This window comes from Flavobacterium niveum, from assembly GCF_055231775.1.
Genome location: NZ_JBUYSX010000007.1, coordinates 253760 through 277979, shown reverse-complemented (window position 1 = coordinate 277979; position 24220 = coordinate 253760). Strand labels below are relative to the sequence as shown.

Below are 24220 nucleotides of genomic sequence, written 5' to 3'. Positions count from 1 at the left end.
ACTCTATAGATTTTATATACTAATAAAAAATCCTTACCCCAACCGCAACAGAATTTTAATATTTTATTGGCAATTCGTTACCATATTTTTTAAGGTTTTTAGTCCAATTTTGTAAAACAGGAAAAAACCACTAAAACCTTATAGATATGAAAAAGAACATCGACTTAGCCACGATTAAGAATTTTATTGCCACTAATGCACTGAGCGAAAATGTAATGCTTATGCTGCACCCGAAGAACTTCGACAAGCTGATACTTACGGGCGGTAAAAAGATAAAATCGCTTTGTATACAAGGCATTAACATCATAGCCGATAACAGCGGCGATGTAAGCGAGGGCGAAATTGATGTCCTTGAAGTAAAATTCAACTAAGACAATTTATATACCTTTTATGAAGAAACAGCGTCGTGCTACAGCTTAGCACGACGCTGTTTTTATTTTATTTTTTGGAGATAATAAATAGTCGAAGTGAAATATTCATACATATTCCCTACCGCCCTTTCTGATATACAAACCACAGCGTACCTGCCATCATCAAAAAACGTTACCTGAAAAGTAACGGCATTACTATCCCTCATCTTAAACACTACGTCATCAGAGATTTCATTTACACTCATACGCCTGACAGGTTGCTCTTTAAGAGCGTAATGCGTACCACTATATTCTTTCTTGATGAACAATATTTTATAATCTGCAACATCACCACTACCCCTCTTTGGCTTTAATGTCTTTAACAAACCAATGTGGTTATTTAGCCTGCTTACCGTTAGTGAATCCGCTTCGAGAATATAGGGGGATAGCTGTCCCGATAAAACTGCCGTTGTATCTCTTTTACTCGGATGCCACACTACAGGTTCCAGATATTCTTCCTGCGCATGTGAAAACAAACCGCATAAAAAAAGGCAAAGTATAAAAAGATAGTCCTTCATACTTTGCCTGAAACAAATATTATACCGTGATTACTTACGCTCTATATCGCGCAGGTTTTCCATTTTCTTCATTTCAAGGAAACCTTTAATATCTTCAAAGTGCTCTTTTACACGTTTGTTGCCAAATTCAAACACCTTAGTAGCAAGGCCGTCAAGGAAATCCCTGTCGTGCGATACCAATACCAGTGTACCGTCAAACGCTTTAAGGGCTTCCTTAATAATGTCCTTGGTCTTCATATCAAGGTGGTTGGTAGGCTCATCGAGGATTAGCAGGTTTACAGGCTCTAAAAGCAGTTTCACCATAGCAAGGCGTGTACGCTCACCACCCGAAAGCACTTTCACTTTCTTGGTAGTATCATCCCCACTAAACATAAATGCGCCCAATATGGTCTTTATCTGCGTACGGATGTCGCCTTCGGCAATACGGTCGATAGTATCGAATACAGTAAGTTCGCCGTCAAGCAATGCCGCCTGGTTTTGTGCAAAGTAACCTATCTTTACATTATGACCTATTTCCAGCGTACCACCGTCGTGGCCTATCTCCTGCATTATGGCCTTAATCATGGTTGATTTACCCTCACCGTTCTTACCTACAAAGGCTATCTTTTGTCCGCGCTCTATAACCATAGATGCGTCTTTAAACACCACATGGTCGTCATACGCCTTATCAAGTTCTTTTACAATAACCGGGTACTGGCCCGAACGTGGTGCCGGAGGAAATTTAAGGCGAAGTGCCGATGTATCCAGCTCATCTACCTCAACAAGGACCAGTTTCTCCAGCATTCGCACACGCGATTGTACCTGCTCGGTCTTTGAGAAAGTCCCCCTGAAACGCTCTATAAACGCCTGGTTTTCTGCTATGAATTTTTGCTGTTCTTCATACGCCTTTTGCTGGTGGGCACGGCGGTCTTTGCGCAGTTCTAAGTAGTGTGAGTACTTAGCCTTATAATCATAAATACGGCCCATAGTAACCTCTATGGTACGGGTAGTAATGTTGTCTACAAACGCACGGTCGTGGCTTATAACCATTACCGCTTTGGCACTGTTTACAAGGAAATCCTCCAGCCACTGTATACTTTCTATATCAAGGTGGTTGGTAGGCTCATCCAGCAGGATAAGGTCGGGCTTCTGTAAAAGGATTTTAGCCAACTCTATACGCATACGCCATCCGCCACTGAACTCCGATGTAGGCTTGTTGAAATCCTCACGCAGGAAACCAATACCTGTAAGTGCCTTTTCTACTTCGGCCTCGTAATTCACTTCCTCGATAGAATAGAACTTTTCGCTCAGTTCCGATACCTTTTCTATCAGCTTATAATAATCATCCGATTCATAATCAGTACGCACGGTAAGTTCTTCGTTAATGGCATCTATCTCGGCCTTCATTTTAAAGATGGCTTCAAATGCCTTGCTCGCCTCCTCAAATACTGTAGCGTTATCCTGGGTAAGCAGGTGCTGCGGCAGGTAAGCAATCACAGTGCCCTTAGGCGCCGATATGGCTCCTGAAGTAGGCTTGTTTGCCCCGGCTATAATTTTCAGCAGGGTACTTTTTCCCGCACCGTTTTTGCCCATAAGGGCTATTTTGTCATTTTCGTTTATGGAAAAAGAAACATCGCTAAACAGCGTGGTACCGCCAAACTGTACCGAAAGGGCATCTACAGTAATCATTTCCAGCAAAATTTTAAGCCGCAAAGATAATAATAGCCGATAGACGGCGGGAGTTTATTTTGAATTTTAAATGATAAATTTTGAATGGCTTACTGGCTGCCAACAAATAACGGTTTTACTTGCTTACACTGTCAAATTTCGGTATATTTGAGTATAAAAGATAAGGCATGAAACCCTGGGTTAAAGGCGGGATATTTTGGGCGGTATGGATGTTTACCGTAATGACATTTGTATTCCCTTACTTAGTGAAGTTGATTTTAGGCGATGAAGAATTTATAGGGTACTTTTGGGCAAGGGCGGTTATAAATGCCGTAGTTTTCGGTACAGCCGGTATGTTAATGGGTTACAGGAGCCAAAAGAAAAAAGCAAGGAAACAGATTGATGGATAATTTCAAAAAATACAAGGCGGCGATGGCCGTTTGGTTCGGTATCATGTTCGTACTGACCACATTTGTGTTCCCGTACATGGGCTGGAGCGATAACAAAATAGGCTGGGGTCCTGTAATAATAAACCTGGTAGTATGGGGCGGCGGATATTTTGCAGTGATTTGGTACCAAAAAAGGCGTTTAAAGCAATTTAATAACCAAAGCAATGAAAAAGTGGATTAGGAGCGGCCTGGTTTGGGGCGGCATTTTATACGTAATAACCATGGTTATTTTCCCAATGATAGACCATGAGAGTTTTGACCTTGAAAAACTATTACTCGGCCTGCCACTATGGGCGTTGGTAGGCGTGGTTATCGGTTATCTTTTCGAAAAGAAAAAGAAGCATACCCAAAAGAAACGGAGACCGGCGTAATCTTATCCTGAACTTTTAAAAGGATATTGATTAACTGTATTGTGTTTACAGGTTGAAGCATTTACTTATCGTTTAATCTCAAACCACACAGCTTCAAGTCCTTTATAATCAAAGGTCTCAATTTCTGCAAGGCCTGATTTCATCAATGCATTACACGATGCGTTATTAGCACGGAGCGCCGTAGCATTTATAGTACTGATACCCAGATTCTCAAATGCGTGCTGTATGAAAAACCTTGAAGATTCAGTAGCATATCCCCTGCCCCAGTATTGTGGCAACAAGCGGTAACCAATATCGTAGAAACGGTCGTGGCCGTTTACGTTGCTTTCCAGCTTCAGGCCGGTCCAGCCAATAAATTCATGGGTATCTTTTAAGAAGGTAGCCATACGGCCTATACCGTTGTCCTTATATTGCTGGCGTACAAAGGCAATATACTCGTGGGTTTGTGCAATATCAGTATAAGGGTTATTCCCCAGGTGGCGGTGTACCTCGGGGTTAGAATCCAACAGGAACATAGCCTCAGCATTTGAGGGTTCTATTTCGCGGTAGTACAGGCGTTCCGATGCTAACTCCATAATCATAATCCTATATAAATCATCTTTTAATTTCGAGCCATACACTCTCCTGCCCGTTGAAAATAAAATTTTCCACACGTTGTAGCCCACACTTTTCCAATACGCGTAATGATGCGCCATTGGTAGTAAACGCAAAGGCATTGACCTCAGTGGCATTCAGCACAGTAAAGGCATACTCCAGGAAAAACAAAGTGGCTTCGGTAGCGTAACCTTTACCCCAATGTTGCGGCAATAACCTGTAACCGATGTCGTAAAACTGCTCACGTCCGTTCACGTTCTTTTCCAGCTTAAGGCCAACCCAGCCTATAAACTCATCGGTATCTTTGGTAAAGGCTGCCATACGACCTATGCCGTTAGCTACATACTGGCTACGGACATAAGCAATAACATCACGGCTTTGCTGAATATCAGTCACCACGGGGTCATACAAATAGGTATGCACCTCCGGCACCGAATCTAATGCAAACATATGTTTGTCATCTTCGGGCTGAAGCTCGCGATAGTATAAGCGTTGTGATTGTAGTTGCATAAGGTTTTACTCAAAAATACCTGCTATATCAAAATCAAGCTGCGGGAACAACGGGCTTTTTATTTTATCGTCTTCAGTAAGCGGGCGCTGGCCCGAGTACTTACCGTTTATAAGGCTGTAAATAAATACCGTTTTTTCAGCGGGTTCTACAATCCAGTACTCAAGAACACCGGCCTCTTCATACAGGTCAAACTTAATACCAAGCTCTTTTTTGGAATTGCCCGGCGAAAGTATCTCTATAACCAAATCAGGTGCGCCAATGCAACCTCGCTCCTCTAATTTATCTTCATCACAAATTACGCAAAGGTCGGGTTGCACTACGGTGTAAATACCTTTATCTGAAACATTACCAAAATCACTAATTAACCTTACATCAAAAGGAGAAAGATATACCCCATTGGTCGAAGTGAAACTTTCCGCTAATAAATAAAATACTTTACCAACCAGTCTTTGATGAGATGGGCCTGGCGATGGTCCCATTTCATAAATACGCCCTTTAAACAACTCTGTCCTCTCCGGAAACTCCCAGGTAAGGTAATCGGCATACGAATAGGTTTTATCCATATCCAGTTGGCTGATGTCGGTAATGGCAGGCATAAAATCAGTTTTTGTAAAGATATAAAATTTTGGTTTCAGGCAGATTAATCCTCGTATTCCTCCTCAAAATCGTCTTCCTCGTCCTCACCTGTTTCCATAAAAATGGGCTCTATCATAATGCGGTCTGCTAATAGCTCCACCCTTTCGGTAATCACATCGGTAAAGAACAGGCGTTGGGTTTTGCCAATACTGTCACTCAGGCGGAAAATTTTAGGTTCCAGCCTGTTGCGCAGCATTTCCTCAACATCGTCCACCACAAACATCTTCAGTTGGTTTATATCATACCCCGCCGTACTGAACATTTCATTCAGGCGTATGGGAGTTCCAACCAAAACGTCTATCCCTACCGAAATCTGGTTCTTGTCCTCGTCAAGGTTGGTTTTGTCATGCACACCATATATACGCAGGTCGGTATACTTGCCCAACTCACGGAACATCTCCATCATTTCCAGCATCTTGTCCTTATCTTTTACAATAATAAGGGCACGCGGTGCTATCATATTTTCAGGTGCTTTATCCAACTTTTGGATAACACTGATTACTATAGTGGTCGTTTTCCCTTCCTCACGCGGGGCACCCAACACATAATCGGCACCGCTTTTTATGGGGCCGAAGCTCTCGCTTTGCAGTTCGGTAGGCTCAGTAAGCCCGGCTTCCTCAAGGGCTTTTTGCAGGTTCGGGTTTATCTTTTTTAATTTCATCTTGTCAGGTTATTACACAAAGTACCGCAAAGGGGTTCATAAAGTTCCACAAAGTTATTATTCCTAAAAACTTTGTGGAACTTAGCGTCTTCTTAGCGAACCTTTGCGAAAAAAAATTATTTGCTTGCGAAAAGCTTCACATCGGTTTCAGATATTTCACTGCCGCCCAATATAATAAGGCGTTCCACCACATTGCGCAGTTCGCGTATGTTACCCGTCCAGTCGTATTCCTGGAGCAGTTTTATGGCTTCCGCCGAAAAAGCCTTCTGGGCACTGCCCTGCTCTTCCGCGATCTTGGACGTAAAATGGTTTATTAATAGCGGAATGTCGTCCCTGCGGTCGTTTAGTGCCGGAACCTTAACCAAAATCACGGCAAGGCGGTGGTACAAATCCTCACGGAAACGCCCTTCGGCTATCTCCTTTTTAAGGTCTTTGTTGGTTGCCGCCACTACACGTACATCCACTTTAATATCCTTCTCGGCACCCACACGCTGAATCATGTTTTCCTGTAGTGCACGCAGTACCTTAGCCTGTGCAGGAAGGCTCATATCCCCTATCTCATCCAGGAAAATGGTCCCTTTATCCGCAGCTTCAAATTTACCGGCACGGTCTTTTACCGCACTGGTAAAGGCACCCTTAACATGTCCGAAAAGCTCGCTTTCTATCAGTTCACCCGGTATGGCAGCGCAGTTCACCTCTATAAACGGCGCAGCAGAACGTTCGCTTTTTTCATGCAACTGGTGCGCTACAAGCTCCTTACCCGTACCGTTTGGCCCGGTAATAAGCACACGGGCATCCGTCGGTGCTACTTTGTCGATAATATCTTTTATGTGCTGGATAGGCTCGCTTGCGCCAATCATCTCGTAGTTTTTGCTGACTTTCTTTTTCAGCATTTTGTTTTCCACCACAAGGCTCTTACGGTCCAGCGCATTGCGCACAGTGGTAAGCAGGCGGTTCAGGTCGGGCGGCTTCGAAATGTAGTCGAAAGCCCCAAGGCGCATGGTGTTTATCGCCGTTTCTATATCGCCGTGGCCGCTTATCATTACAAACGGCACTTCAGGTTTTATCTTTTTGGCAGCTTCAAGCACCTCAACACCGTCCATTTTCGGCATTTTGATGTCGCACACCACCAGGTCGTAATCTTCGCTTTTTATTCTTTCAAGGCCGGCAGCACCGTCTTCGGCTTCATCTACGGCGTAAGTATCATTTTCCTCACGCAATATCTTACCCAATACACGGCGTATCGCAGCTTCGTCTTCTATGATTAGTATTTTTGGCATAATCGGGATTGATTAGATTTTTAGATTATTGGATTTTTAGATTTAAGAAATTAGAAGTCAGATTTCAGATTTGAATCCAACAACTAACAACCGTCAACCAACAACTATCCGTTGTACCTGATCCACTTAAATATTTCTTTGTACGTAGGTTTTTTGCCGTACATCAGTATACCGATGCGGTACACTTTTGCGGCGAACCACACCACTCCAAAAAACGTACCGAAAAGTATGGCCATAGACAATACTACCTGCCACAACGGTACGCCAAACGGTATGCGCATAAGCATTACTATAGGCGAGGTAAGCGGTATCATACTGAAAACGGTAGCCACGGTACCATGCGGGTCGCTTATTACCGTAAATACACCTACGTAAACCCCAAGCATCAATGGCATGATTATGGGTAACAGGAATTGCTGCGAATCGGTTTCACTGTCTACCGCTGCACCGATGGCAGCATATAGTGAGCTATACAAATAGAACCCTCCTATGAAGAACAGTACAAACGAAATGAACATGGTAAACAACGGCAGGTTAAGGAACTCAGCAAAAATAAGTGCCGAATCGCTCTGGCTCATCTGTGCCGCCTGTTGCTGTGCCATACCGGCACCACCGCCCATTTGCATACCGAAAACATTGGTAAGCACCAAAGTAAGGATTGTACCCAGTACCGCCCAAATGGTAAACTGTAGCAGGCCTGCCAACGATGTGCCTATTATTTTGCCCATCATAAGCCTAAACGGTTTTACCGACGATATGATGATTTCTATAATACGGTTGGTTTTTTCCTCTATAACACTGCGCATTACCATGTTACCGTAAATAATAATAAACATCATAATCAGGTAACCCGAGCCACCACCTATGATGATACGCATCCAGGTAGCCCCTTTAGAGGTTTCTTCCCCGCTAAACTTGCTCAGCTTTACAGAGGCATCGGCCTTAGCGTTTTCTATTTTGTTATAATCAAAATGCAGCCTGTTCAGGTTTACCCTGGTCACCTTATCGTTTATTACCTCTTCAAGGCCGGATACTACATCCATATTAGGGCTTTCGTTGCTTATATACTGCACCTTGTCCTGTAGTTGGGTGGTATCAGCTATATTCGGCACATATACCAGCCCCAGGTAGTCTTTTACAGCTTCTTTTTTGGCTGTATCTAATGGCAATTTACTCAGGTCTGTGTACTGTATGTGCTTGTCGCTTTTAAGGCCATCTTTTAAAAAGCCGCTTTGGTCGTATACGGCAACTTTAATTGTTTCATCGTTATTAAGGCTGGTAAGGTAGTATACCAGTCCGCCCATAAATACAAACAGCAACGGGCTAAGGAAGGTCATTACTATAAACGACTTGTTTCGCACCTTGGCGTTAAACTCCCTCTTTATGATTAATGATAAGCTCATGTGCTATTTCTTTTGGCTAACGGTTTGAATAAAAATGTCGTTTACACTTGGTATCTTTTCCACAAAATACGTCACCTCGCCGTGTTGCAGCAGGTATTGCAGCAGGTCGCGCGGGGTTTGTGTGGCAGGAAGGGTTACTTCCAGCTTCAGCTCGTCGTCCAGGGTTTTAAAGTTGGCCTGCTTTGTAGTGTATTTGGTGCTGATGTCTGCCAGCAACCCCTGGAAGTTTAGCGGTGCAATACCCACCTCGTAGGTATTGGTACGGTACTGCCTTTTTACTTCCTGCAGCTGGCCTTCTATAAGCTTGTTGCTTTTATGGATAAGGGCAATGTGGTCGCACATGTCCTCCACGCTTTCCATACGGTGGGTAGAGAAAATAACAGTGGTACCCTTATCGCGCAGCTCCATTATCTCGTCTTTAATAAGGTTGGCATTCACCGGGTCAAAACCACTGAACGGCTCGTCCAGTATCAGCAGTTTTGGCTTGTGCAACACCGTAACCACAAACTGTATCTTTTGGGCCATACCCTTACTCAGTTCCTGTATCTTTTTGTTCCACCAGCCCTGTATTTCCAGCTTTTCAAACCAATATTGCAGTTGCTCCTTAGCCTCTTTTTTGCTTAGGCCTTTTAGTTGCGCAAGATACAGTGCCTGCTCGCCCACGGTCATGGTCTTGTAAAGGCCGCGTTCTTCGGGCATATAGCCGATGTGCGATATATGCGAAGGATTCAGCTTTTCGCCGTCCAGCAACACTTCGCCGCCATCGGGCATGGTTATTTGGTTTATAATGCGTATCAGGGATGTTTTACCGGCGCCGTTTGGCCCCAGCAGCCCGTAAATGCTGCCTTTTGGTACGGTAAGCGACACACTGTTAAGCGCTGTGTAATCGCCATACTGCTTTACAACATTTTTTACTTGTAGTATTGAATCCATGCTTTTTGTTTGGATTGTAAAAATACTGTATTTATTTCAGATTGTAGATTCCAGATTTCAGATTTAGCTTCAACACAGGCAGTATTTGCTATCCCTTTGCGACTTGGCACCTTTGCGTGAAATTTTACCACAAGGGACACAACGTTTTTTCACTAAGTCCACAATGATTGCTATAATCAATTAATGATATTAAAGTTCACAAAGCTTTGTGTCCTACCGCCTACGGCGGGTTGAACTCACTTTGTGTTTCACCGTGAAAAAACGTTGTGTCCCTTGTGGTAAATTAAAGTTTTTAGAAGTGAGTGAAGCCTAATCTAAATTCTGAAATTCGCAAAAAATAAAAAACCCACCCTCTATTTGCATAAAGGATGGGAAAAATTGCTATGAAAAAGAAAAATTCACTAGTTGTTTAGTGAAGTTCAAATATAAAATTTTTTCTTAAATTATGAAAACATATCCTTAACTTTTTCGAAAAAAGATTTCTCACTCTTTTCAGGCTTAGGCGAAAAGTTTTCATCGCCCAGCGCTTTCTCAAAGAATTGTTTCTGCTCTTTATTAAGGTTTTTAGGCGTCCATACGTTTACATGTATCAGCAGGTCGCCGTTACCGTAGCTGTTAAGACTTGGCAAACCTTTGCCCTTAAGGCGCAGTATTTTACCGCTTTGTATGCCCTCTTCCAGCTTAATGCGCACCTTACCGTTAACGGCATCAATATCTTTACTGGTGCCCAAAACCGCTTCAGGATAGCTGATGTACAAATCCAGGTGCAGGTTTTCGCCTTCACGCTTCAGTGTTTCGTGCTCTACCTCCTCTATAGCCACAATAAGGTCGCCCGGAATGCTGTTGCTGCCCGGTGCATCGTTACCCTTACCGGCTACTTTCAGCTGCATTCCGTCTGCCACACCCGCAGGTATTTTTATTGATACGGTTTCGTCTTCCATTATCATACCCTGGGCATCTGCCCCGGCCGGTTTGCCGTCCAGTATCTGTCCGCTGCCGCCACAATGGTTACAGGTAGTAGCCGTTTGCATACGGCCCAGTATGGTATTGGTAATCTTCACCACTTGCCCACTACCGTTACAGGTAGGGCACGTGCGGTATGTAACGCCTTTGGCCTGAACCTTGCGTTTTACCTTTATCTTTTTCTCCACGCCGTTAGCTATCTCATCAAGGGTAAGTTTTACCTTAATACGCAGGTTGCTGCCCTTAACACGGCGCTGGCCGCCACCGCCGCCAAAACCACCGAATCCGCCAAAACCACCGCCACCAAAGGCACTGCCAAAGATGTCGCCAAACTGGCTGAAGATGTCGTCCATATTCATGTGGCCTGCACCGCCGCCGCCAAAACCTCCCTGGTCAAAGGCTGCGTGGCCGTACTGGTCGTAACGGGCTTTTTTATCGGCATCGCTCAGTATTTCGTATGCCTCGGCTGCTTCTTTAAATTTATCTTCGGCAGCCTTATCACCCGGGTTTTTATCAGGGTGGAACTCTATAGCTTTTTTGCGGTACGCTTTTTTAATCTGCTCAGCCGATGCGCTTTTATCTATACCCAGTATTTCGTAATAATCTTTTTTCATCTTGCCTTGCACGTAATTAATTACCCAACACTACTTTAGGGAAACGGATTATTTTGTCGCCCAGTTTATATCCTTTTTCCACTACATCTACAATCTTGCCTTTAAGCTCCTCGCTTGGCGCAGGTATTTGTGTAATGGCTTCGGCAAAATCAGCATCAAAGGCATCGCCCGCTTTCAGGTCTACCTGCTCCAGCCCTTTAGATACCAGTGTATCTTTCAGTTTATTATGTATCAGCTCCACACCTTTCAGCAGGTTTTCGTCGCCGCTTTTGCCTATCTGCACCATGGCACGGTCAAAATCGTCAAGTATAGGCAGCATGGCCTGAAGCACTTCCTGGTTTGCAGTTTTAAACAGCTCTATACGCTCTTTTGTAGTGCGTTTTTTGTAGTTTTCAAACTCGGCAAACAGGCGCAGGAACTTGTCTTTTTCGGCAGCAAGGTCTTCCCTCAGCTTGTCCTCTTCCGAAAGCCCTTCAGCCGAAGGTATGCCTTGTTCAGTTTCAGCAGTGGCCTGCTCCGTTTCATTTACAATTTCTTCCTGTTTCAGTTCTTTTTCGGCGTTGTCTGCTTGCTCGCGGCTCATATTTTTAAATATTTTCTTAAACATTAATTATCAAGTGTTGTCGCTAAAGCGAGTTGCAAAAGTATTGCCAATTTTTGTAAAATGCCAATTTGTCATTGAATCAGACACGAATTGCACTAATTAGCACAAATTTTAAAAGTATTATCGAATACAGGTAATGTGATTTTTTGTATCTGAACAGAAATAAAAAATGCCGGGAGTTCCCGGCTTGTCTATTATCTTTTATCTATTGTCTTAAAGTCTTCAGGCTACTCCCCCAGTTCCTTAGCCACTGCTTTTTCTATCGAAAGGAAACGGAACTGGTAGCCTGCATCTACAATTTTACGGGCACTTACGTTTTGGCTGTCAAACAGCAGGGTACTCATTTCGCCTAAAGCCAGTTGCATGGCAAAGCGGGGTATGTTCGGCATAAAGTAGGGTTTATCCATTATTTTAGCGATTACCTTTACCAGCTCGTTTTGCGAAACCGGATGTGGTGCCACGGCATTGTACGCACCTTCCAGCCCGTGCTTTAATGCATGAACGTAGATGCCAACAAGGTCGGCGATATGCACCCACGACTGCACCTGCTTACCCGAACCGAAAGCCGTACCCAGCCCAAACCTTGCAGGGCCTGCCAACTCTTTCAGCACACCGCCTTTACCGCTTAATACCAGTCCGGTACGTATCTTGGCTACTTTAATGCCCAATGATGCAATGGTATCGGCAGCGGCCTCCCATTTTTGTACTACCGTACCAAGGAAAGAGCTGTCGCGCTCGGGGCTGTCTTCGGTATATACAGTAGTAAGGCTATCAGGATAAATACCCGTAGCACTGGCGGAAATAAACTGGTGTACGTCGTTTACTGTATTCTTCAGCAGGGTATACAGCACATTGATGCTTGCAATGCGGCTTTCCAGTATCTGCTGCTTGTAGCTTGCTGTCCAACGTTTGCTTATAGAGGCACCTGCCAGGTGAATTACAGTACCTACATTTTGCAGGCAGTCTGCATCAATTTCACCTTTTTCGGGGTTCCAGTAATATCCGTAGTAGTTTTCTTCCTCCTGTATTTTGTTTTTAGATGTGGTAAGATAGTTAATGCTATAGCCGTTTTTCAGCAGATACGCTACAAGCTCCTTACCCACCAGGCCCGTGGCCCCGGTAATTAAAACTCTCATACCTTACATTATTTATAACAAAAATACATCAGTAGGCCATATGCTTCATTAAAAAACGCCGGGGTTTAACGTATCTTTAAGAAAATAGCTATAAATTATGGGGCAAATAAATATTTATTTAATGCATTTTGACCTTACTCCTCGTCCCTTTTAAGAGCTATAGCGTAGAAAAACTTAGCGACTTGGCGGCTTTGCGCGAAATTTTACCACAAAGGGCACCAAGGGAAGCACAAAGTGCCACAAAGTTGCTTAAAATTTACCTGAACCTTAAAGAGAACACAAGGGCTTTCCTTTGGAAAGATAAAAAGGATACAAAGTTCCATGCTATAGATTCGAGTGAAGCTGCTCCTTCTCCATTGGAGAGGGCTGGGCAGAGGCTTACTTCACCTTTATACTCCATTCAAAGTCCATCTGGCTTACGGCATCACCGGCCTCATCCGTCCCTACCGACTTCATCCAGAAGGTTTGCCCCTCGCCTGTGGCCACTGCCCTGCCTATGGCTTCTTTTATCAAATGCCCATCGTTACACACAAAGGTGATGCGCCCGCGTGCCTTTTTGGTAAACGTACCTTTATTGTTGGCCACCAGCATTGATATTTTTTTGCCGCTTTCCTTTATGTGCAGCATCACCAGTGCCCCGGTGGTAAGCTCGGCAGCCATGGCCTGCACGGCAAAATACATACTGTTAAACGGGTTTTGGTTTATCCAGCGGTGCTTTACCGTTACGGTACACTGTTCTTTATTTATTTGCTTTACCCTTACCCCGCTTATGTAGGCCGATGGCAACTTAAAGAGCAGGAAGGTATTAAGCTTAGATGGTGTAAATTCCATTGTATACTGAGGTTTTATACTAATGTACAACTATTTATGAAATTGGCAAATGTTAAAATTTTGTTAAAACACACTACTATGCGATACAAACTACCTGATTAACTATATATATTTGCATAAGAAATTAATGGTCATAAAAATATACTATGTAAATACAGCTATTATATACCTCCTGATAAAGGCCCCGCACATTAGTTAAAGAGTTAGCAATCATCAGTCAAATAATCAATCACAAGCCGGGGCTTTTAAAGGGAGAAGGGTTCAATCATCATCATCAAATCATCAAAAAACGAACAGTAACATGAAATCATCAATCATCACAGCCTTTGCAGCCTTAACGGGATTTATGGCGCAGGCACAGCAAAAAGAAACCCGCGCAGCAGAAAACGCTACCGGTATTGAAGTAAAAAAGGGCATTGAAGTTATACTGACCCAAAGTGAAACACCGGCACTTACCGTAGAAGCCAGCAGCCGTGCCCTGCTGGATAACGTAGCTACTGAGTACAAAAAGGGAGTACTGAAAGTTTACTTTAAAAATGAGGAAACCAACACCATAGCTAATGCAAATACTGTAAAAGTATACGTTTCTGAAAAGGAAATAACGAACCTTACCTTATCGGGCAGCGCGCTGGTAAGGCTGAACGGAAAAGTAACCGCAGAAAACATGGACATACGCCTTAGCGGTGGTGCCACCCTGATAGGCGACCTTGCGGTAAATGGTAACTGCCACATAAAAGCTTCGACAGGCTCGGGCTTCAGGGGCGTGCTACACGGTGGGACGCTTACGGGCGATGTGCTTGGCGGATCGTTTATAAGGGTTACCGGAAACACTAATGATGTGAAGCTTTATGTAAGCGGCGGCTCTGTACAGGCGGGTAAACTGTTGTGTGCCAAAGCCGATGTACAGGCACTGAACAGTTCGGCAGTATTTGTAAATGCAAGCAGCGCCATTAAGGCTGAAGCCGACGGCACATCTACCATTACCTACTACGGTGAGCCGCAGACTGCCATAACGGGAACCAACACCTACAGCATACAAAGGGATACGCAAAAGCTTACCCTTAACTAAAAAAAAAATGAGGATTTATGAACGTTGAAAACACCAAAGCCCAGATGCGCAAAGGCGTGCTGGAGTTTTGTATCCTATCGGTACTAAAAGAACATGAAGCCTATACAAGCGAAATACTGGACACACTGAAAAACGCCAAACTGCTGGTGGTAGAAGGTACAGTATACCCGCTGCTTACAAGGCTTAAGAACGACGGGCTCCTCAGCTACCGCTGGGAAGAATCTACCTCGGGGCCGCCACGCAAGTACTATGGCCTTACGGAGAACGGAAAAGTATTTTTAAAAGAATTGCAAAACACCTGGACAGAACTGTCTGACGCAGTAACCACAATTACCACACAAAACGCTAACAGCCATGAATAAAACAGTAAGTATCAATTTAGGAGGCATGTTCTTCCATATAGATGAAGACGCATACCAGAAGCTGAACCGCTACTTCGATGCTATAAGGCGATCGCTTTCGCCCGACGGCAAAGACGAAATCATGAGCGATATTGAGGCACGTATAGCCGAACTGCTTTCTGAAAAAGTAAAATCAGAAAAACAGGTAATAGGCATACGCGAAGTGGAAGAGGTTATTGCCGTTATGGGCCAGCCCGAAGACTACCGTATAGACGAAGAGGATAACAGCAAAGGCAAAAGCAGTAGTAACACCGCTTCTTCATCGGCTGCCGAAACTTTTGAATACTACCGTACCAAGAAGTTTTACCGCGACGAGGATACCAAAGTAATAGGTGGTGTTTGTTCCGGCCTGGGCCACTACTTCAGGGTAGACCCGCTGTGGATACGTATCATCTTTATCCTTACCATGCTTGTGTTTGTTGGTACTACAAGTATTGTATACGTGCTGCTTTGGATATTAATCCCGCCTGCCGTAACCACTGCCGAAAAGCTGGAAATGAAGGGTGAAGCCATAAACATTTCGAACATCGAAAAAAAAGTCCGCGAGGAATTTGACCGCGTAGGCGACAAAATAAAAAATACCGACTTCAGCCATATAAAAACCGGTGCCGACCGCGTAACAAGCGGATTAAGCAAAATACTGAATGTAATACTGCGCATAATAGGCGCTATCATAGTAATATTCTCAGGCCTTTGGCTGGGCGGGCTGCTTATAGCCATGCTGGTAACCATGTTTGCCACTGCCGCTACTGCACCCATATGGTACCCGTACATACAAATGTTTAACATTACCGGCGCGCCTATATGGCTTATAACCATCAGTGCATTTTTTGTAGTTACCATACCGGTACTGGGCTTCTTCTTACTGGGGCTAAGGATATTAATTCCTCATATCAGACCGGTAAAGGGTTATGTATCGCTTACGCTGGTACTGCTATGGTTTGTAAGCTTTGCCGCATGTGTTTACCTTACGTTTGAGCAAACATCACAATACTCTAACCAGGGTAAAACCATTGAAAGGGACGAACTGGATATTGCCAAAACAGATACGCTTAACATACGTTTCCGTTACAACAGCATGTATGCCAAGGATGCCGAACACCACACCGATTTCACCCTGAAACAGGATACATTGGGCAGGCAGCACATATACAGCAATAATATTGACCTGTTCATCATGAAGGCTGAGGGTAAAGTGCCTTATGTACAGATAGAGAAAATTGCCGGTGGCAGCAGCCTTACCGAAGCGCAGAGCTTGTCTAAAACCATTAAGTATACCTATGCACTTGTAGGCGATGAACTGTTGCTGGACAACTACCTTACCACCCCGGTAGATTCTAAATGGAGGGCACAAAAAGTGGAGGTATACCTGTACCTGCCGGAAGGCTTTCATTTTACCGCCAGCGCTAACGCAAGGGATTATGATGAAACCAATAATGATTTCTTCGACCTGTGGTACGATAGTGAAAACCATATCTATGAAATGGGTAAAGACAAGGTGTACTGCATGGACTGTATAGGTGAAAACGGCGATATGGTAAACTCACCATTTGACGACCCTGATGCAGCAGCGATAGCAACACCCATGAGCGATGAGGAAATAGAACAAATAAATAAAGACGTACAGCGTGACCTGGAGCAACAAGCCGAAGACCTGAAACAACAGGCCGAGGATATGAAAGAGCAGGCCCGCCAGATGAAGGAAGATGCCAAAAACATGGCAAAGGAAACCAAGAAGGACATACAAGACGCCATTAAAAACAACTAAGCCATGATACGTACAGCCATATACCTTATAAAAACGCTTATCATAGCCATAACAGCACTACTTTTTGGCTCATGCACGGGCGTAAGCGGAAACGGTAAGATAAAAGCCGACAACAGGCCGGTAAGCGAGGGCTTTACAGGCATAGAGGTATCGTCAGGATTATCGGCGTATGTAAGCCAAGGCAGCGTAGCCAGCATTACCGTAGAGGCCGATGACAACCTGCTGCCGCTGATACAAACCGAAGTAAACAACGGGGTACTGAAAATATACAGCAAGGAAAACCTGCAAAACGGCAGTTCGGTACACGTATACGTTACCCTGCCACAAGTTAGCTCCCTGCATGCACAGGCGGGTTCGCTGCTGGAAAGTAAAACCGTACTGAAAGCCGATGCCCTGCAACTGGAAAGCAGCAGTGGCAGCGAACTGAAAGTAAGTACCCGGGCCACAAGCATAAACTGCTCTACCGGTAGTGGCAGCAGCATGGAGCTTAAAGGTACGGCTACAAATATAACGGCAAGCAGCAGCAGTGGCAGCAGCCTTGATGCTAAAGAGCTAAAGGTTCAGGAGGCCAATGCCGAGGCTTCGAGTGGCAGCAGCCTTAGTGTAAGCCCTGCCAAATACATTAAAGCCGGGGCATCATCGGGCGCCAGTGTCACCTACTACAGTGAGGGTGACATTAAAGCCGACACCCAGGCTTCTTCAGGAGGATCTGTTTCAAAAGGTTAAATAGCGTTTTGCCTGCCCCCGCACCAAAAGTGCGGGGGTTTTTCTTTTTTAGAGCTTCTGAGATACTGAGCCGCTGAGAAACTGAGAAACTGAGAAACTGAGCCGCTGAGCTTCTGAGTAGCTTCACTCGAATCTATAGTATGGAGCTTTGTGAACTTTTTAGCTTTCTAAAGGAAAGCCTTGGTGTACGTGTTAAGTATAATTTGGATCCTTGGTGGACTTTGTGAAAAACTTTGTGCTCCTTGTGGTAGAAAATTGCTCGCAAAGCCGCGAAGCCGCAAAGATGCATCACACGATAGTTCCAAAAGAGAGGGAACAGCTTCACTCATGAATAATTAAACGAAATATTTATTTGGCTGTAACGTTATCCATATCAGGAAAATCTAATAATCTAACGCTCTAACAATCCAAAAATCCTAAAAACCAACAACCATCAACTAACAACCAATAACCTGTTTTGCTATATTTGCTTTGACCATTATTCAACATAAAATTACTACATGAAGAAGCTTGCTCTGATTGCCTTATTGGCCCTTACCCTGCCCTCTTTTGCGCAAAAGCGTGAAAAAATTAAGGGTTCCAAGAATGTTACCGTTGTACAGAAAGACCTGCAGCCGTTTGAAATTATAGAGGTGGAAGACAATATAGAAGCCTACCTGGTTACCGGCGCTGCCAAGCCCCTTGAAGTGGAAGCCGACGACAACCTGCAGGAAAGCATTATGGCCGAAGTAAAGGGCAATACCCTTCGTATTTATACCAGCAAAGAAATCACCTCTGCCAAGAAGATAGCGGTACGCATCAACTACACTGCGGCAGTAAAAAGCATAGTTACCAAGCACGAAGCCATATTGTACTCGCTTACCGATATGGAAGTAGACAGCCTGAAAATAAAATGTATCGACTACTCTAAGCTGTACCTCAACATAAAGAGTAAAAGCTTCGGGCTGAGCATGAACGATAAAACAAAAGCCGAAATCAACCTGAAAACCGGCAACGTTACCGTAGACCTGGCTAAGGATGCCAACCTGAAATCACTTATTTCGTGTAAGGAGCTGAAGCTGGATATGTACCAAAAGACATCGGCAGCCATAGAGGGCGATGCCGATACTGCCGAGGTAAGGCTGGACAACATGTGCGAATTTACAGGTAAGCGCTTCACGGCAAAGAAAATGGAACTGACTACCGAAAGCTATAGCAAAAGCAGCGTTATGGTAGCCGAGAACCTTATTATGAGCGCCTCAGGTAAAACAGTTACCGAGGTATTCGGCAATCCGGACAAGCTAATCATCACCCTTAAAAAATTTGCCGACAGTGCCATACTCGCCAAAAAAGAAGATAAGGATAAGTAAAATATACTGAAATGACGAAACGGCCTGCGGGCCGTTTTTTTATTATAAGAACGTTAAGCCTATTCTCTTGTTAAGGCCCAATTCAAAAATCCTTATAAGCGTAGACAGTTGGATATTTCCTTTTCCATTCTCTATTTTAGATATATAGCTTTTCTTGGTTCCTGCTTTTTCTGCTAATTGTTCCTGGGTAAGGTTAGCCTCTTTTCGGGCTTCTTTAAGCATTTCACTAATTATGAACATTTGTGAGTTTTCTTCATATGCATTTCGGGACTCGGTACCTATTTTGCCATGCTCTAATTCAATGAGTTCATCAAAATTTTTAATATTATTGTAATTTTCCATAGCAGTACTATTTTTTCTGTTCAAAGTATTCATCTTTCAATTTCAAAGCTTTCTCCAGCTCATTCGAAGGAGTTTTCTGTGTTTTCTTTTGGAAACCGTTAAAGAGTACTACTAACCTACCCTCATCAAAACAACAGAATATCCTATAGATATTAGATTGGTATTCAATCCTTATTTCATATAATCCATCTGTACCGGCAAGGTGTTTAAGAAACTTTTCAGGTATTCGTTCTACTTGTTTTATAAGTTCAAGGACATACTGGATTTTAAGTTTTACCTTTTCATCCTGTCCCTTGTAAAACTCAATAAAATAATTACCATGAAAAATTATTTGTCTTGCCATTCTACAAAGTTACCTTAAAAGTGAACATTTTGCAACTATTTATAAAAAAACAGGGGCAGCAAGTTCCCCCTTTGCTGCCCCTTTGTACTGACAAAAAAAAATTTGTGTGTGTTACTTTCCCCCCTTAAAGAAAAGTGCTGTTAATACTACTCTGTTACAGTACTCAGTGCAGTATTGTCTTTTATATTAAGCACCTGGCCCGGTTTAAGGCCGCTGCTAAGTTCGCTTTTGTTTGTAGCGGTAATGTCTTCTACCGTGGTGTGGTACTTGCCTGCTATAGTATTCAGCGTTTCGCCGTTTTGTACCTTGTGGGCTATATTACCGGTATTTATATCTGCCTTGGCTATTACATCATAACCGTTACCCGATATATCACCCGGAAGTATCATCAGCTGCTGGCCCTTCATAAGGCCTTTTTTCAGTGCTGCCTTATTACTGTCGGTAATGGCAGCTACCGTGGTATTGTATTTACGTGCCAGCGAGAACAGGGTTTCGCCCGCAGCCACATTGTGGGCTACGTATTTTTCAGGGTCGCCCGTCCTTGGCTTGGTAGTAATGTTAAGTACAGTACCGGTATCCAGGCCAGATGCCAGCTTGGCGGCATTTTCGTCCTGTATACTCCTTACCGATGTATTGTACCTGCGTGCCAGCGAATACAGCGTTTCACCGCTTTGTACCGTATGCTCAAAAGTCTGTAGTGAGTTAGACGAAACCACTACCGGCTTTGGCGCAGCCACTTCAGGTTTGCTTTCTGCTACAGGTGCTGCAGCTACCTCTTTTTTCTCTGCTTCAGGAGCAGGCGAGTAAGCATACATTTCATCGGCATACTCTGCTGTCTTAGGCTTTGCAGATGCCCCTGTCCTGGTAGCGGTACTGGCAAACTGTTGCTGCCTGTGTACCGGTATCCTCAATATGCCATTAGGGTTTATCCCGTTTACGGCATCTGGGTTGTAATCATAAATATCACGTGGGGTAACCTTGTACTTTTTAGCTATCATCAGTACGGTCTCTCCCGTTTCAATGTGATGGCTGGTGATGTTCTCATTTTCTTTCGCCTGCCCCTCCCCCTGGGCAAAAGCTGTGCCTGTTAAGGCAAACATCAATGTTAGTGTAAGTAAAACCTTTTTCATAGTCATTAAGGTTTTTAGTTGGATAAAATGCACTTCAATATTCAGGTCTTCGGAGATAAAGGTAATGCAGTTTATGTGTACTACCAACATTTTAATTAAGAAAAATCAGCCATTTAGCCATATTTCCGATAAAAAACACATAAAAATCGACAAAATGCATTTTTATTTGAATTTTAAATAATTCCAAATTGAATAAAAATGCCCGATTGTAACAATCGGGCATTTAAAAGTTAGTTTCCTAACATATGTTATTTTCTATTATTCCCATTCTATGGTAGCTGGCGGCTTAGAGCTAATGTCATACACTACCCTGTTAACACCTTTTACCTTATTTATAATTTCATTACTTATTTTCATTAAAAATTCATAAGGTAAATGAACCCAGTCTGCCGTCATGCCATCGGTACTTTCTACAGCACGAAGGGCAACAACTTTTTCGTAGGTACGCTCATCGCCCATAACCCCCACACTGTTTACAGGTAGCAGTATAGCGCCGGCCTGCCATACTTTATCGTATAGCCCATGGTCTTTAAGCCCCTGGATGAATATGTGGTCTACCTCTTGCAGTATACGAACCTTCTCCGGTGTAATATCGCCCAGGATGCGTATAGACAAGCCCGGCCCCGGGAACGGATGGCGGCCCAGCAACTCAGGGTCTATGCCTAACGAACGGCCCACACGGCGTACCTCGTCTTTAAACAGCATACGAAGCGGCTCTACCACCTGTAGCTTCATAAAATCTGGAAGGCCGCCCACGTTGTGGTGCGACTTTATGGTAGCCGACGGCCCTTTTACCGAAACCGACTCAATTACGTCAGGGTAAATGGTACCCTGTCCCAGCCATTTCACGTCGGTAAGCAGGTGTGCCTCATCGTCAAATACTTCTATGAAAACACGGCCAATGGTTTTACGTTTGGTTTCCGGGTCTTCTATACCTGCCAGTTGCGACAGGAAACGCTCAGATGCATCTACACCTTTTACGTTTAGCCCCATATCTTTATATTGGTCCAGTACGCTTGCAAACTCGTCCTTGCGCAGCAGGCCGTTGTTTACAAATATGCAGTACAGGTTATCGCCTATAGCTTTGTTTAGCAATACAGCCGCCACGGTAGAGTCTACCCCACCCGAAAGGCCCAGTACTACTTTATCGCTGCCTATTTTAGCTTTAAGCTCGGCAACTATTTCTTCTACAAATGAGTTTGGTGTAAAGCTTTGCTCTATCCCTGCTATCTTCACCAGGAAGTTTTCCAGCATTTTGGTACCGTCTGTACTGTGGTATACCTCAGGGTGATACTGTATAGCATATGTGGTTTCACCCTCTATACGGTAAGCAGCATTAGCCACGTCTTTAGTACTGGCTAGTACCACACCGCCTTCAGGCAGTTTTTTTATGGTATCGCTGTGGCTCATCCACACCTGGCTGTTTTCAGACACGCCTTCAAGGAACGGCTCACCCTCTTTAATAAAGCTCAGGTTGGCACGGCCATACTCGCGTATGTTGCTCGGGGCTACCTCGCCACCGTTAAAGTGGGCCAGGTACTGTGCGCCATAGCATACGGCAAGCAGTGGTTTTTTACCGCGAATTTCGCTAAGGTCAGGATGCGGGGCATCTTCGGCGCGCACCGAAAACGGGCTGCCCGATAGTATTACGGCCTTGTATGATGAAATATCGGCCGGGGGATTGTTGTAAGGGAAAATTTCGCAGAAGATGTTTAACTCGCGAACCCTGCGCGCAATAAGCTGTGTGTATTGCGAACCGAAATCTAAAATAAGTACGTTGTGTTGCATGCGCAAAAGTAAGGCAATATTTGAAATTGTGAAAATATTTTAGTGATTAGCTATTAGCCATCAGCTTTCAGCTTTTTTAGATACACGCAACAAGCTAACCGCTGATGGCTGATGGCTTCTCTATTAACACTATCACAATTGGCATAATGTTAGGGAAATGCGGACGTACCTTTAGGGTATAAATGCTAAGGATTATGAAAAAGCTGTTTACCCTATTGGCCATCCTGGCGCTTGCCGGGACCAATGCCGCCGCACAGGACATACAAAAACCCGATTATGCCCTTATAGAAAAAAACATACACGATAAAAATTCGGGCTACTATTACCCCGAACTTTTTAACCGTTACCAAAAGGCCGATACCACCCTTACACTACAGGAAGCACGCCACCTGTATTACGGCTATGCCTATGTGCCTGCACTGGTTTCGGCACAGCAGGCTGTAGATGCACTGCAAAAGCTGAACGATATACTGTCAAAACCGGCACCCTCAGCAACAGACTGTGCCACCGCAGTACAGTATACTGATGTGATACTGGCTTATGAGCCGTTCAGCCTTACGGTAAAGCAGTTCCGCATTGCCTGCCTGAGGCAGCTGGGCCGATTTAACGAGGCCATAGCCGAACGCACCCAGTGCGACATTATAGCCGAAGCCATACTGAGCAGTGGCGACGGCACCACCCGCGAACGCAGCATACACGTGCTGGACAGCGATAACGAAATGGAAGTGCTGTCTCTGATGGGCTTTAAGTCTGCCGAAAGCGACTATGCCGTAACCGGTAATATGGATTACATTACCCTGAATAAGAATGCCTACAACCGCCAAGGGGTATACTTTTATGTAAACAATGTACCCGTGGAGGTTAGTGGATTGTAATTTGGATTATTGGATTATTGGATTATTGGATTTTTAGAAAGTCAGACTACTTGGATTGTTGGATAGGACAAAAGAAAATGAAAAGTTGATTATTCCGATTTCGGGCTAATTGCTGACGGCTGATAGCTGACAGCTAAGAAAAAATCCCTACCTTTAGTACAAATCCCAAACACACAGCGCTATGAACATACTGGAAGTGGAACTGCACAGCGACAACCTGGCTGAAACCGAGAAATTCTACAGAAATGTATTGGGCCTCAAGCCTTTCCAAAAAGAAGAGGATTTGCTGTTCTTTAAGATAGGCGGCACGGAACTGATTTTTAAGAAGTCGGAGGACGAAAAGCCGGTATACCACTTTGCCATAGACGTGCCGAACAACCGTTTTTTCGACTGCCATAACTATATTGGCAAAAACGCCAAAATCATTGAGGTAGAGCCGGGTAACGATATTGCCAACTTTGTAGACTGGGATGCCAAGTCGTTTTACTTTTACGACAACAACGGTAATATAGTAGAGATGATAACCCGCTACCCTACCCGCGCCTACGATGCCGAACCTTTCAGCTATAAAACGTACATGGGTCTGAGCGAGGTGGCGCTGGTTACCAGCCGTGTTGCCGAACTGGCCGACCTGCTGATAAAGGAGCAGGGAATCCCTGTGTTTAAACGCCAGCCACGCCGTGACGATTTTACCGCACTGGGCGATGACGAAGGGCTTGTACTAATATCTGAACGCGGGCGCAACTGGTACCCTACTGAAGTACCAGCGCAGTCGCACCCCATACGCATAGTGTTTATGGAAGATGGGATTATAGAGCACATAGCGAGGTAGCTATTTAGATTGTTGGATTGTTAGAAGGTTAGACTA

Annotated in this window: 28 protein-coding genes; 11 read left to right on the top strand and 17 right to left on the bottom strand. The window is 44.2% G+C overall.

Features of this window, described 5'->3' with window-relative positions; genetic code table 11:
• Positions 1-146 precede the first annotated feature (146 nt).
• Positions 147-371, top strand: coding sequence for a hypothetical protein (locus ACZIX4_RS17820; RefSeq protein ID WP_463336999.1), 225 nt, complete (start codon positions 147-149; stop codon positions 369-371).
• A 62-nt stretch (positions 372-433) separates the two neighbouring features.
• On the opposite strand, the gene ACZIX4_RS17815 is transcribed toward ACZIX4_RS17820, so the two are convergent.
• Positions 434-928: a hypothetical protein gene (locus tag ACZIX4_RS17815; protein WP_463336998.1), complete on the bottom strand. Its 495-nt coding sequence runs from the start codon at positions 926-928 to the stop codon at positions 434-436.
• Positions 929-958: 30 nt separating this feature from the next.
• Entirely contained in the window at positions 959-2596 is a 1638-nt protein-coding gene (locus ACZIX4_RS17810; RefSeq protein ID WP_463336997.1) for an ABC-F family ATP-binding cassette domain-containing protein, read from the bottom strand.
• A 167-nt stretch (positions 2597-2763) separates the two neighbouring features.
• On the opposite strand from ACZIX4_RS17810, the gene ACZIX4_RS17805 reads away from it, so the two are divergent.
• From ACZIX4_RS17805 to ACZIX4_RS17795, 3 genes are read left to right on the top strand one after another with little or no spacing between them, the layout of a single operon-like run.
• Complete coding sequence (locus ACZIX4_RS17805) at positions 2764-2985, top strand: hypothetical protein (protein WP_463336996.1); 222 nt, start codon at positions 2764-2766, stop codon at positions 2983-2985.
• Positions 2978-3205, top strand: coding sequence for a hypothetical protein (locus tag ACZIX4_RS17800; RefSeq protein WP_463336995.1), 228 nt, complete (start codon positions 2978-2980; stop codon positions 3203-3205). The genes ACZIX4_RS17805 and ACZIX4_RS17800 overlap by 8 nt, the downstream gene beginning before the upstream one ends.
• On the top strand, positions 3189-3395 hold the full coding sequence (locus ACZIX4_RS17795; protein ID WP_463336994.1) for a hypothetical protein: 207 nt from the start codon (positions 3189-3191) through the stop codon (positions 3393-3395). The genes ACZIX4_RS17800 and ACZIX4_RS17795 overlap by 17 nt, the downstream gene beginning before the upstream one ends.
• A 65-nt stretch (positions 3396-3460) precedes the next feature.
• Here the strand turns inward: ACZIX4_RS17795 and ACZIX4_RS17790 are convergent, their stop codons facing one another.
• From ACZIX4_RS17790 to ACZIX4_RS17740, 11 genes are all read right to left on the bottom strand, one after another.
• Positions 3461-3970 carry a GNAT family N-acetyltransferase gene (locus ACZIX4_RS17790; protein ID WP_463336993.1) on the bottom strand — a complete coding sequence of 170 codons (510 nt, stop codon included), beginning with the start codon at positions 3968-3970 and terminating at the stop codon, positions 3461-3463.
• Between the two features lie 19 nt (positions 3971-3989).
• Positions 3990-4499, bottom strand: a complete 510-nt coding sequence (locus ACZIX4_RS17785; RefSeq protein WP_463336992.1) for a GNAT family N-acetyltransferase — start codon at positions 4497-4499, stop codon at positions 3990-3992.
• 6 nt (positions 4500-4505) lie between these two features.
• Positions 4506-5096 carry a Uma2 family endonuclease gene (locus tag ACZIX4_RS17780; protein WP_463336991.1) on the bottom strand — a complete coding sequence of 197 codons (591 nt, stop codon included), beginning with the start codon at positions 5094-5096 and terminating at the stop codon, positions 4506-4508.
• Positions 5097-5140: 44 nt separating this feature from the next.
• Positions 5141-5797, bottom strand: a complete 657-nt coding sequence (locus ACZIX4_RS17775) for a DEAD/DEAH box helicase (protein ID WP_463336990.1) — start codon at positions 5795-5797, stop codon at positions 5141-5143.
• A 116-nt stretch (positions 5798-5913) separates the two neighbouring features.
• On the bottom strand, positions 5914-7077 hold the full coding sequence (locus ACZIX4_RS17770; protein ID WP_463336989.1) for a sigma-54-dependent transcriptional regulator: 1164 nt from the start codon (positions 7075-7077) through the stop codon (positions 5914-5916).
• Between the two features lie 104 nt (positions 7078-7181).
• Complete coding sequence (locus ACZIX4_RS17765) at positions 7182-8480, bottom strand: ABC transporter permease (protein ID WP_463336988.1); 1299 nt, start codon at positions 8478-8480, stop codon at positions 7182-7184.
• A gap of 3 nt (positions 8481-8483) precedes the next feature.
• Complete coding sequence (locus tag ACZIX4_RS17760; RefSeq protein ID WP_463336987.1) at positions 8484-9413, bottom strand: ABC transporter ATP-binding protein; 930 nt, start codon at positions 9411-9413, stop codon at positions 8484-8486.
• A gap of 443 nt (positions 9414-9856) precedes the next feature.
• Positions 9857-10990, bottom strand: coding sequence for a molecular chaperone DnaJ (dnaJ, locus tag ACZIX4_RS17755; RefSeq protein ID WP_463336986.1), 1134 nt, complete (start codon positions 10988-10990; stop codon positions 9857-9859).
• Between the two features lie 16 nt (positions 10991-11006).
• Complete coding sequence (locus ACZIX4_RS17750; RefSeq protein ID WP_463336985.1) at positions 11007-11573, bottom strand: nucleotide exchange factor GrpE; 567 nt, start codon at positions 11571-11573, stop codon at positions 11007-11009.
• 248 nt (positions 11574-11821) lie between these two features.
• Complete coding sequence (locus ACZIX4_RS17745) at positions 11822-12730, bottom strand: TIGR01777 family oxidoreductase (protein WP_463336984.1); 909 nt, start codon at positions 12728-12730, stop codon at positions 11822-11824.
• A gap of 378 nt (positions 12731-13108) precedes the next feature.
• Positions 13109-13561, bottom strand: coding sequence for a DUF4442 domain-containing protein (locus ACZIX4_RS17740; protein ID WP_463336983.1), 453 nt, complete (start codon positions 13559-13561; stop codon positions 13109-13111).
• Positions 13562-13862: 301 nt separating this feature from the next.
• Here ACZIX4_RS17740 and ACZIX4_RS17735 point away from each other — a divergent pair, with 301 nt between their 5' ends.
• The 5 genes from ACZIX4_RS17735 (at position 13863) to ACZIX4_RS17715 (ending at position 18874) form a co-directional block, all read left to right on the top strand.
• Positions 13863-14630: a GIN domain-containing protein gene (locus ACZIX4_RS17735; RefSeq protein ID WP_463336982.1), complete on the top strand. Its 768-nt coding sequence runs from the start codon at positions 13863-13865 to the stop codon at positions 14628-14630.
• Positions 14631-14647: 17 nt separating this feature from the next.
• Positions 14648-14992 carry a PadR family transcriptional regulator gene (locus ACZIX4_RS17730; protein WP_463336981.1) on the top strand — a complete coding sequence of 115 codons (345 nt, stop codon included), beginning with the start codon at positions 14648-14650 and terminating at the stop codon, positions 14990-14992.
• Positions 14985-16799 carry a PspC domain-containing protein gene (locus ACZIX4_RS17725; protein WP_463336980.1) on the top strand — a complete coding sequence of 605 codons (1815 nt, stop codon included), beginning with the start codon at positions 14985-14987 and terminating at the stop codon, positions 16797-16799. The genes ACZIX4_RS17730 and ACZIX4_RS17725 overlap by 8 nt, the downstream gene beginning before the upstream one ends.
• Before the next feature lie 3 nt (positions 16800-16802).
• Entirely contained in the window at positions 16803-17525 is a 723-nt protein-coding gene (locus ACZIX4_RS17720) for a head GIN domain-containing protein (RefSeq protein ID WP_463336979.1), read from the top strand.
• Positions 17526-18025: 500 nt separating this feature from the next.
• The gene (locus tag ACZIX4_RS17715; RefSeq protein WP_463336978.1) at positions 18026-18874 is read left to right on the top strand and encodes a GIN domain-containing protein; all 849 of its coding nucleotides are present in this window, start codon (positions 18026-18028) and stop codon (positions 18872-18874) included.
• Positions 18875-18916: 42 nt separating this feature from the next.
• Here the strand turns inward: ACZIX4_RS17715 and ACZIX4_RS17710 are convergent, their stop codons facing one another.
• From ACZIX4_RS17710 to guaA, 4 genes are all read right to left on the bottom strand, one after another.
• Entirely contained in the window at positions 18917-19216 is a 300-nt protein-coding gene (locus tag ACZIX4_RS17710) for a helix-turn-helix domain-containing protein (protein WP_463336977.1), read from the bottom strand.
• A gap of 7 nt (positions 19217-19223) precedes the next feature.
• On the bottom strand, positions 19224-19559 hold the full coding sequence (locus ACZIX4_RS17705; RefSeq protein ID WP_463336976.1) for a type II toxin-antitoxin system RelE/ParE family toxin: 336 nt from the start codon (positions 19557-19559) through the stop codon (positions 19224-19226).
• 146 nt (positions 19560-19705) lie between these two features.
• Entirely contained in the window at positions 19706-20689 is a 984-nt protein-coding gene (locus tag ACZIX4_RS17700; RefSeq protein ID WP_463336975.1) for a LysM peptidoglycan-binding domain-containing protein, read from the bottom strand.
• Positions 20690-20947: 258 nt separating this feature from the next.
• Positions 20948-22477, bottom strand: a complete 1530-nt coding sequence (guaA, locus tag ACZIX4_RS17695) for a glutamine-hydrolyzing GMP synthase (RefSeq protein ID WP_463336974.1) — start codon at positions 22475-22477, stop codon at positions 20948-20950.
• Between the two features lie 194 nt (positions 22478-22671).
• On the opposite strand from guaA, the gene ACZIX4_RS17690 reads away from it, so the two are divergent.
• Positions 22672-23352: a DUF4919 domain-containing protein gene (locus ACZIX4_RS17690; protein WP_463336973.1), complete on the top strand. Its 681-nt coding sequence runs from the start codon at positions 22672-22674 to the stop codon at positions 23350-23352.
• 181 nt (positions 23353-23533) lie between these two features.
• A complete protein-coding gene (locus ACZIX4_RS17685; protein ID WP_463336972.1) occupies positions 23534-24184 on the top strand; it encodes a VOC family protein in 651 nt (216 codons plus the stop codon).
• The last annotated feature ends 36 nt before the right edge of the window (positions 24185-24220 follow it).

Excerpts from the sequence above, each read along its gene's own strand:
- ACZIX4_RS17820 (WP_463336999.1), top strand. The coding sequence starts at position 147 with ATGAAAAAGAACATCGACTTAGCCACGATTAAGAATTTTATTGCCACT.
- ACZIX4_RS17815 (WP_463336998.1), bottom strand. The coding sequence starts at position 928 with ATGAAGGACTATCTTTTTATACTTTGCCTTTTTTTATGCGGTTTGTTT.
- ACZIX4_RS17810 (WP_463336997.1), bottom strand. The coding sequence starts at position 2,596 with ATGATTACTGTAGATGCCCTTTCGGTACAGTTTGGCGGTACCACGCTG.
- ACZIX4_RS17805 (WP_463336996.1), top strand. The coding sequence starts at position 2,764 with ATGAAACCCTGGGTTAAAGGCGGGATATTTTGGGCGGTATGGATGTTT.
- ACZIX4_RS17800 (WP_463336995.1), top strand. The coding sequence starts at position 2,978 with ATGGATAATTTCAAAAAATACAAGGCGGCGATGGCCGTTTGGTTCGGT.
- ACZIX4_RS17795 (WP_463336994.1), top strand. The coding sequence starts at position 3,189 with ATGAAAAAGTGGATTAGGAGCGGCCTGGTTTGGGGCGGCATTTTATAC.
- ACZIX4_RS17790 (WP_463336993.1), bottom strand. The coding sequence starts at position 3,970 with ATGGAGTTAGCATCGGAACGCCTGTACTACCGCGAAATAGAACCCTCA.
- ACZIX4_RS17785 (WP_463336992.1), bottom strand. The coding sequence starts at position 4,499 with ATGCAACTACAATCACAACGCTTATACTATCGCGAGCTTCAGCCCGAA.
- ACZIX4_RS17780 (WP_463336991.1), bottom strand. The coding sequence starts at position 5,096 with ATGCCTGCCATTACCGACATCAGCCAACTGGATATGGATAAAACCTAT.
- ACZIX4_RS17775 (WP_463336990.1), bottom strand. The coding sequence starts at position 5,797 with ATGAAATTAAAAAAGATAAACCCGAACCTGCAAAAAGCCCTTGAGGAA.
- ACZIX4_RS17770 (WP_463336989.1), bottom strand. The coding sequence starts at position 7,077 with ATGCCAAAAATACTAATCATAGAAGACGAAGCTGCGATACGCCGTGTA.
- ACZIX4_RS17765 (WP_463336988.1), bottom strand. The coding sequence starts at position 8,480 with ATGAGCTTATCATTAATCATAAAGAGGGAGTTTAACGCCAAGGTGCGA.
- ACZIX4_RS17760 (WP_463336987.1), bottom strand. The coding sequence starts at position 9,413 with ATGGATTCAATACTACAAGTAAAAAATGTTGTAAAGCAGTATGGCGAT.
- dnaJ (WP_463336986.1), bottom strand. The coding sequence starts at position 10,990 with ATGAAAAAAGATTATTACGAAATACTGGGTATAGATAAAAGCGCATCG.
- ACZIX4_RS17750 (WP_463336985.1), bottom strand. The coding sequence starts at position 11,573 with ATGAGCCGCGAGCAAGCAGACAACGCCGAAAAAGAACTGAAACAGGAA.
- ACZIX4_RS17745 (WP_463336984.1), bottom strand. The coding sequence starts at position 12,730 with ATGAGAGTTTTAATTACCGGGGCCACGGGCCTGGTGGGTAAGGAGCTT.
- ACZIX4_RS17740 (WP_463336983.1), bottom strand. The coding sequence starts at position 13,561 with ATGGAATTTACACCATCTAAGCTTAATACCTTCCTGCTCTTTAAGTTG.
- ACZIX4_RS17735 (WP_463336982.1), top strand. The coding sequence starts at position 13,863 with ATGAAATCATCAATCATCACAGCCTTTGCAGCCTTAACGGGATTTATG.
- ACZIX4_RS17730 (WP_463336981.1), top strand. The coding sequence starts at position 14,648 with ATGAACGTTGAAAACACCAAAGCCCAGATGCGCAAAGGCGTGCTGGAG.
- ACZIX4_RS17725 (WP_463336980.1), top strand. The coding sequence starts at position 14,985 with ATGAATAAAACAGTAAGTATCAATTTAGGAGGCATGTTCTTCCATATA.
- ACZIX4_RS17720 (WP_463336979.1), top strand. The coding sequence starts at position 16,803 with ATGATACGTACAGCCATATACCTTATAAAAACGCTTATCATAGCCATA.
- ACZIX4_RS17715 (WP_463336978.1), top strand. The coding sequence starts at position 18,026 with ATGAAGAAGCTTGCTCTGATTGCCTTATTGGCCCTTACCCTGCCCTCT.
- ACZIX4_RS17710 (WP_463336977.1), bottom strand. The coding sequence starts at position 19,216 with ATGGAAAATTACAATAATATTAAAAATTTTGATGAACTCATTGAATTA.
- ACZIX4_RS17705 (WP_463336976.1), bottom strand. The coding sequence starts at position 19,559 with ATGGCAAGACAAATAATTTTTCATGGTAATTATTTTATTGAGTTTTAC.
- ACZIX4_RS17700 (WP_463336975.1), bottom strand. The coding sequence starts at position 20,689 with ATGAAAAAGGTTTTACTTACACTAACATTGATGTTTGCCTTAACAGGC.
- guaA (WP_463336974.1), bottom strand. The coding sequence starts at position 22,477 with ATGCAACACAACGTACTTATTTTAGATTTCGGTTCGCAATACACACAG.
- ACZIX4_RS17690 (WP_463336973.1), top strand. The coding sequence starts at position 22,672 with ATGAAAAAGCTGTTTACCCTATTGGCCATCCTGGCGCTTGCCGGGACC.
- ACZIX4_RS17685 (WP_463336972.1), top strand. The coding sequence starts at position 23,534 with ATGAACATACTGGAAGTGGAACTGCACAGCGACAACCTGGCTGAAACC.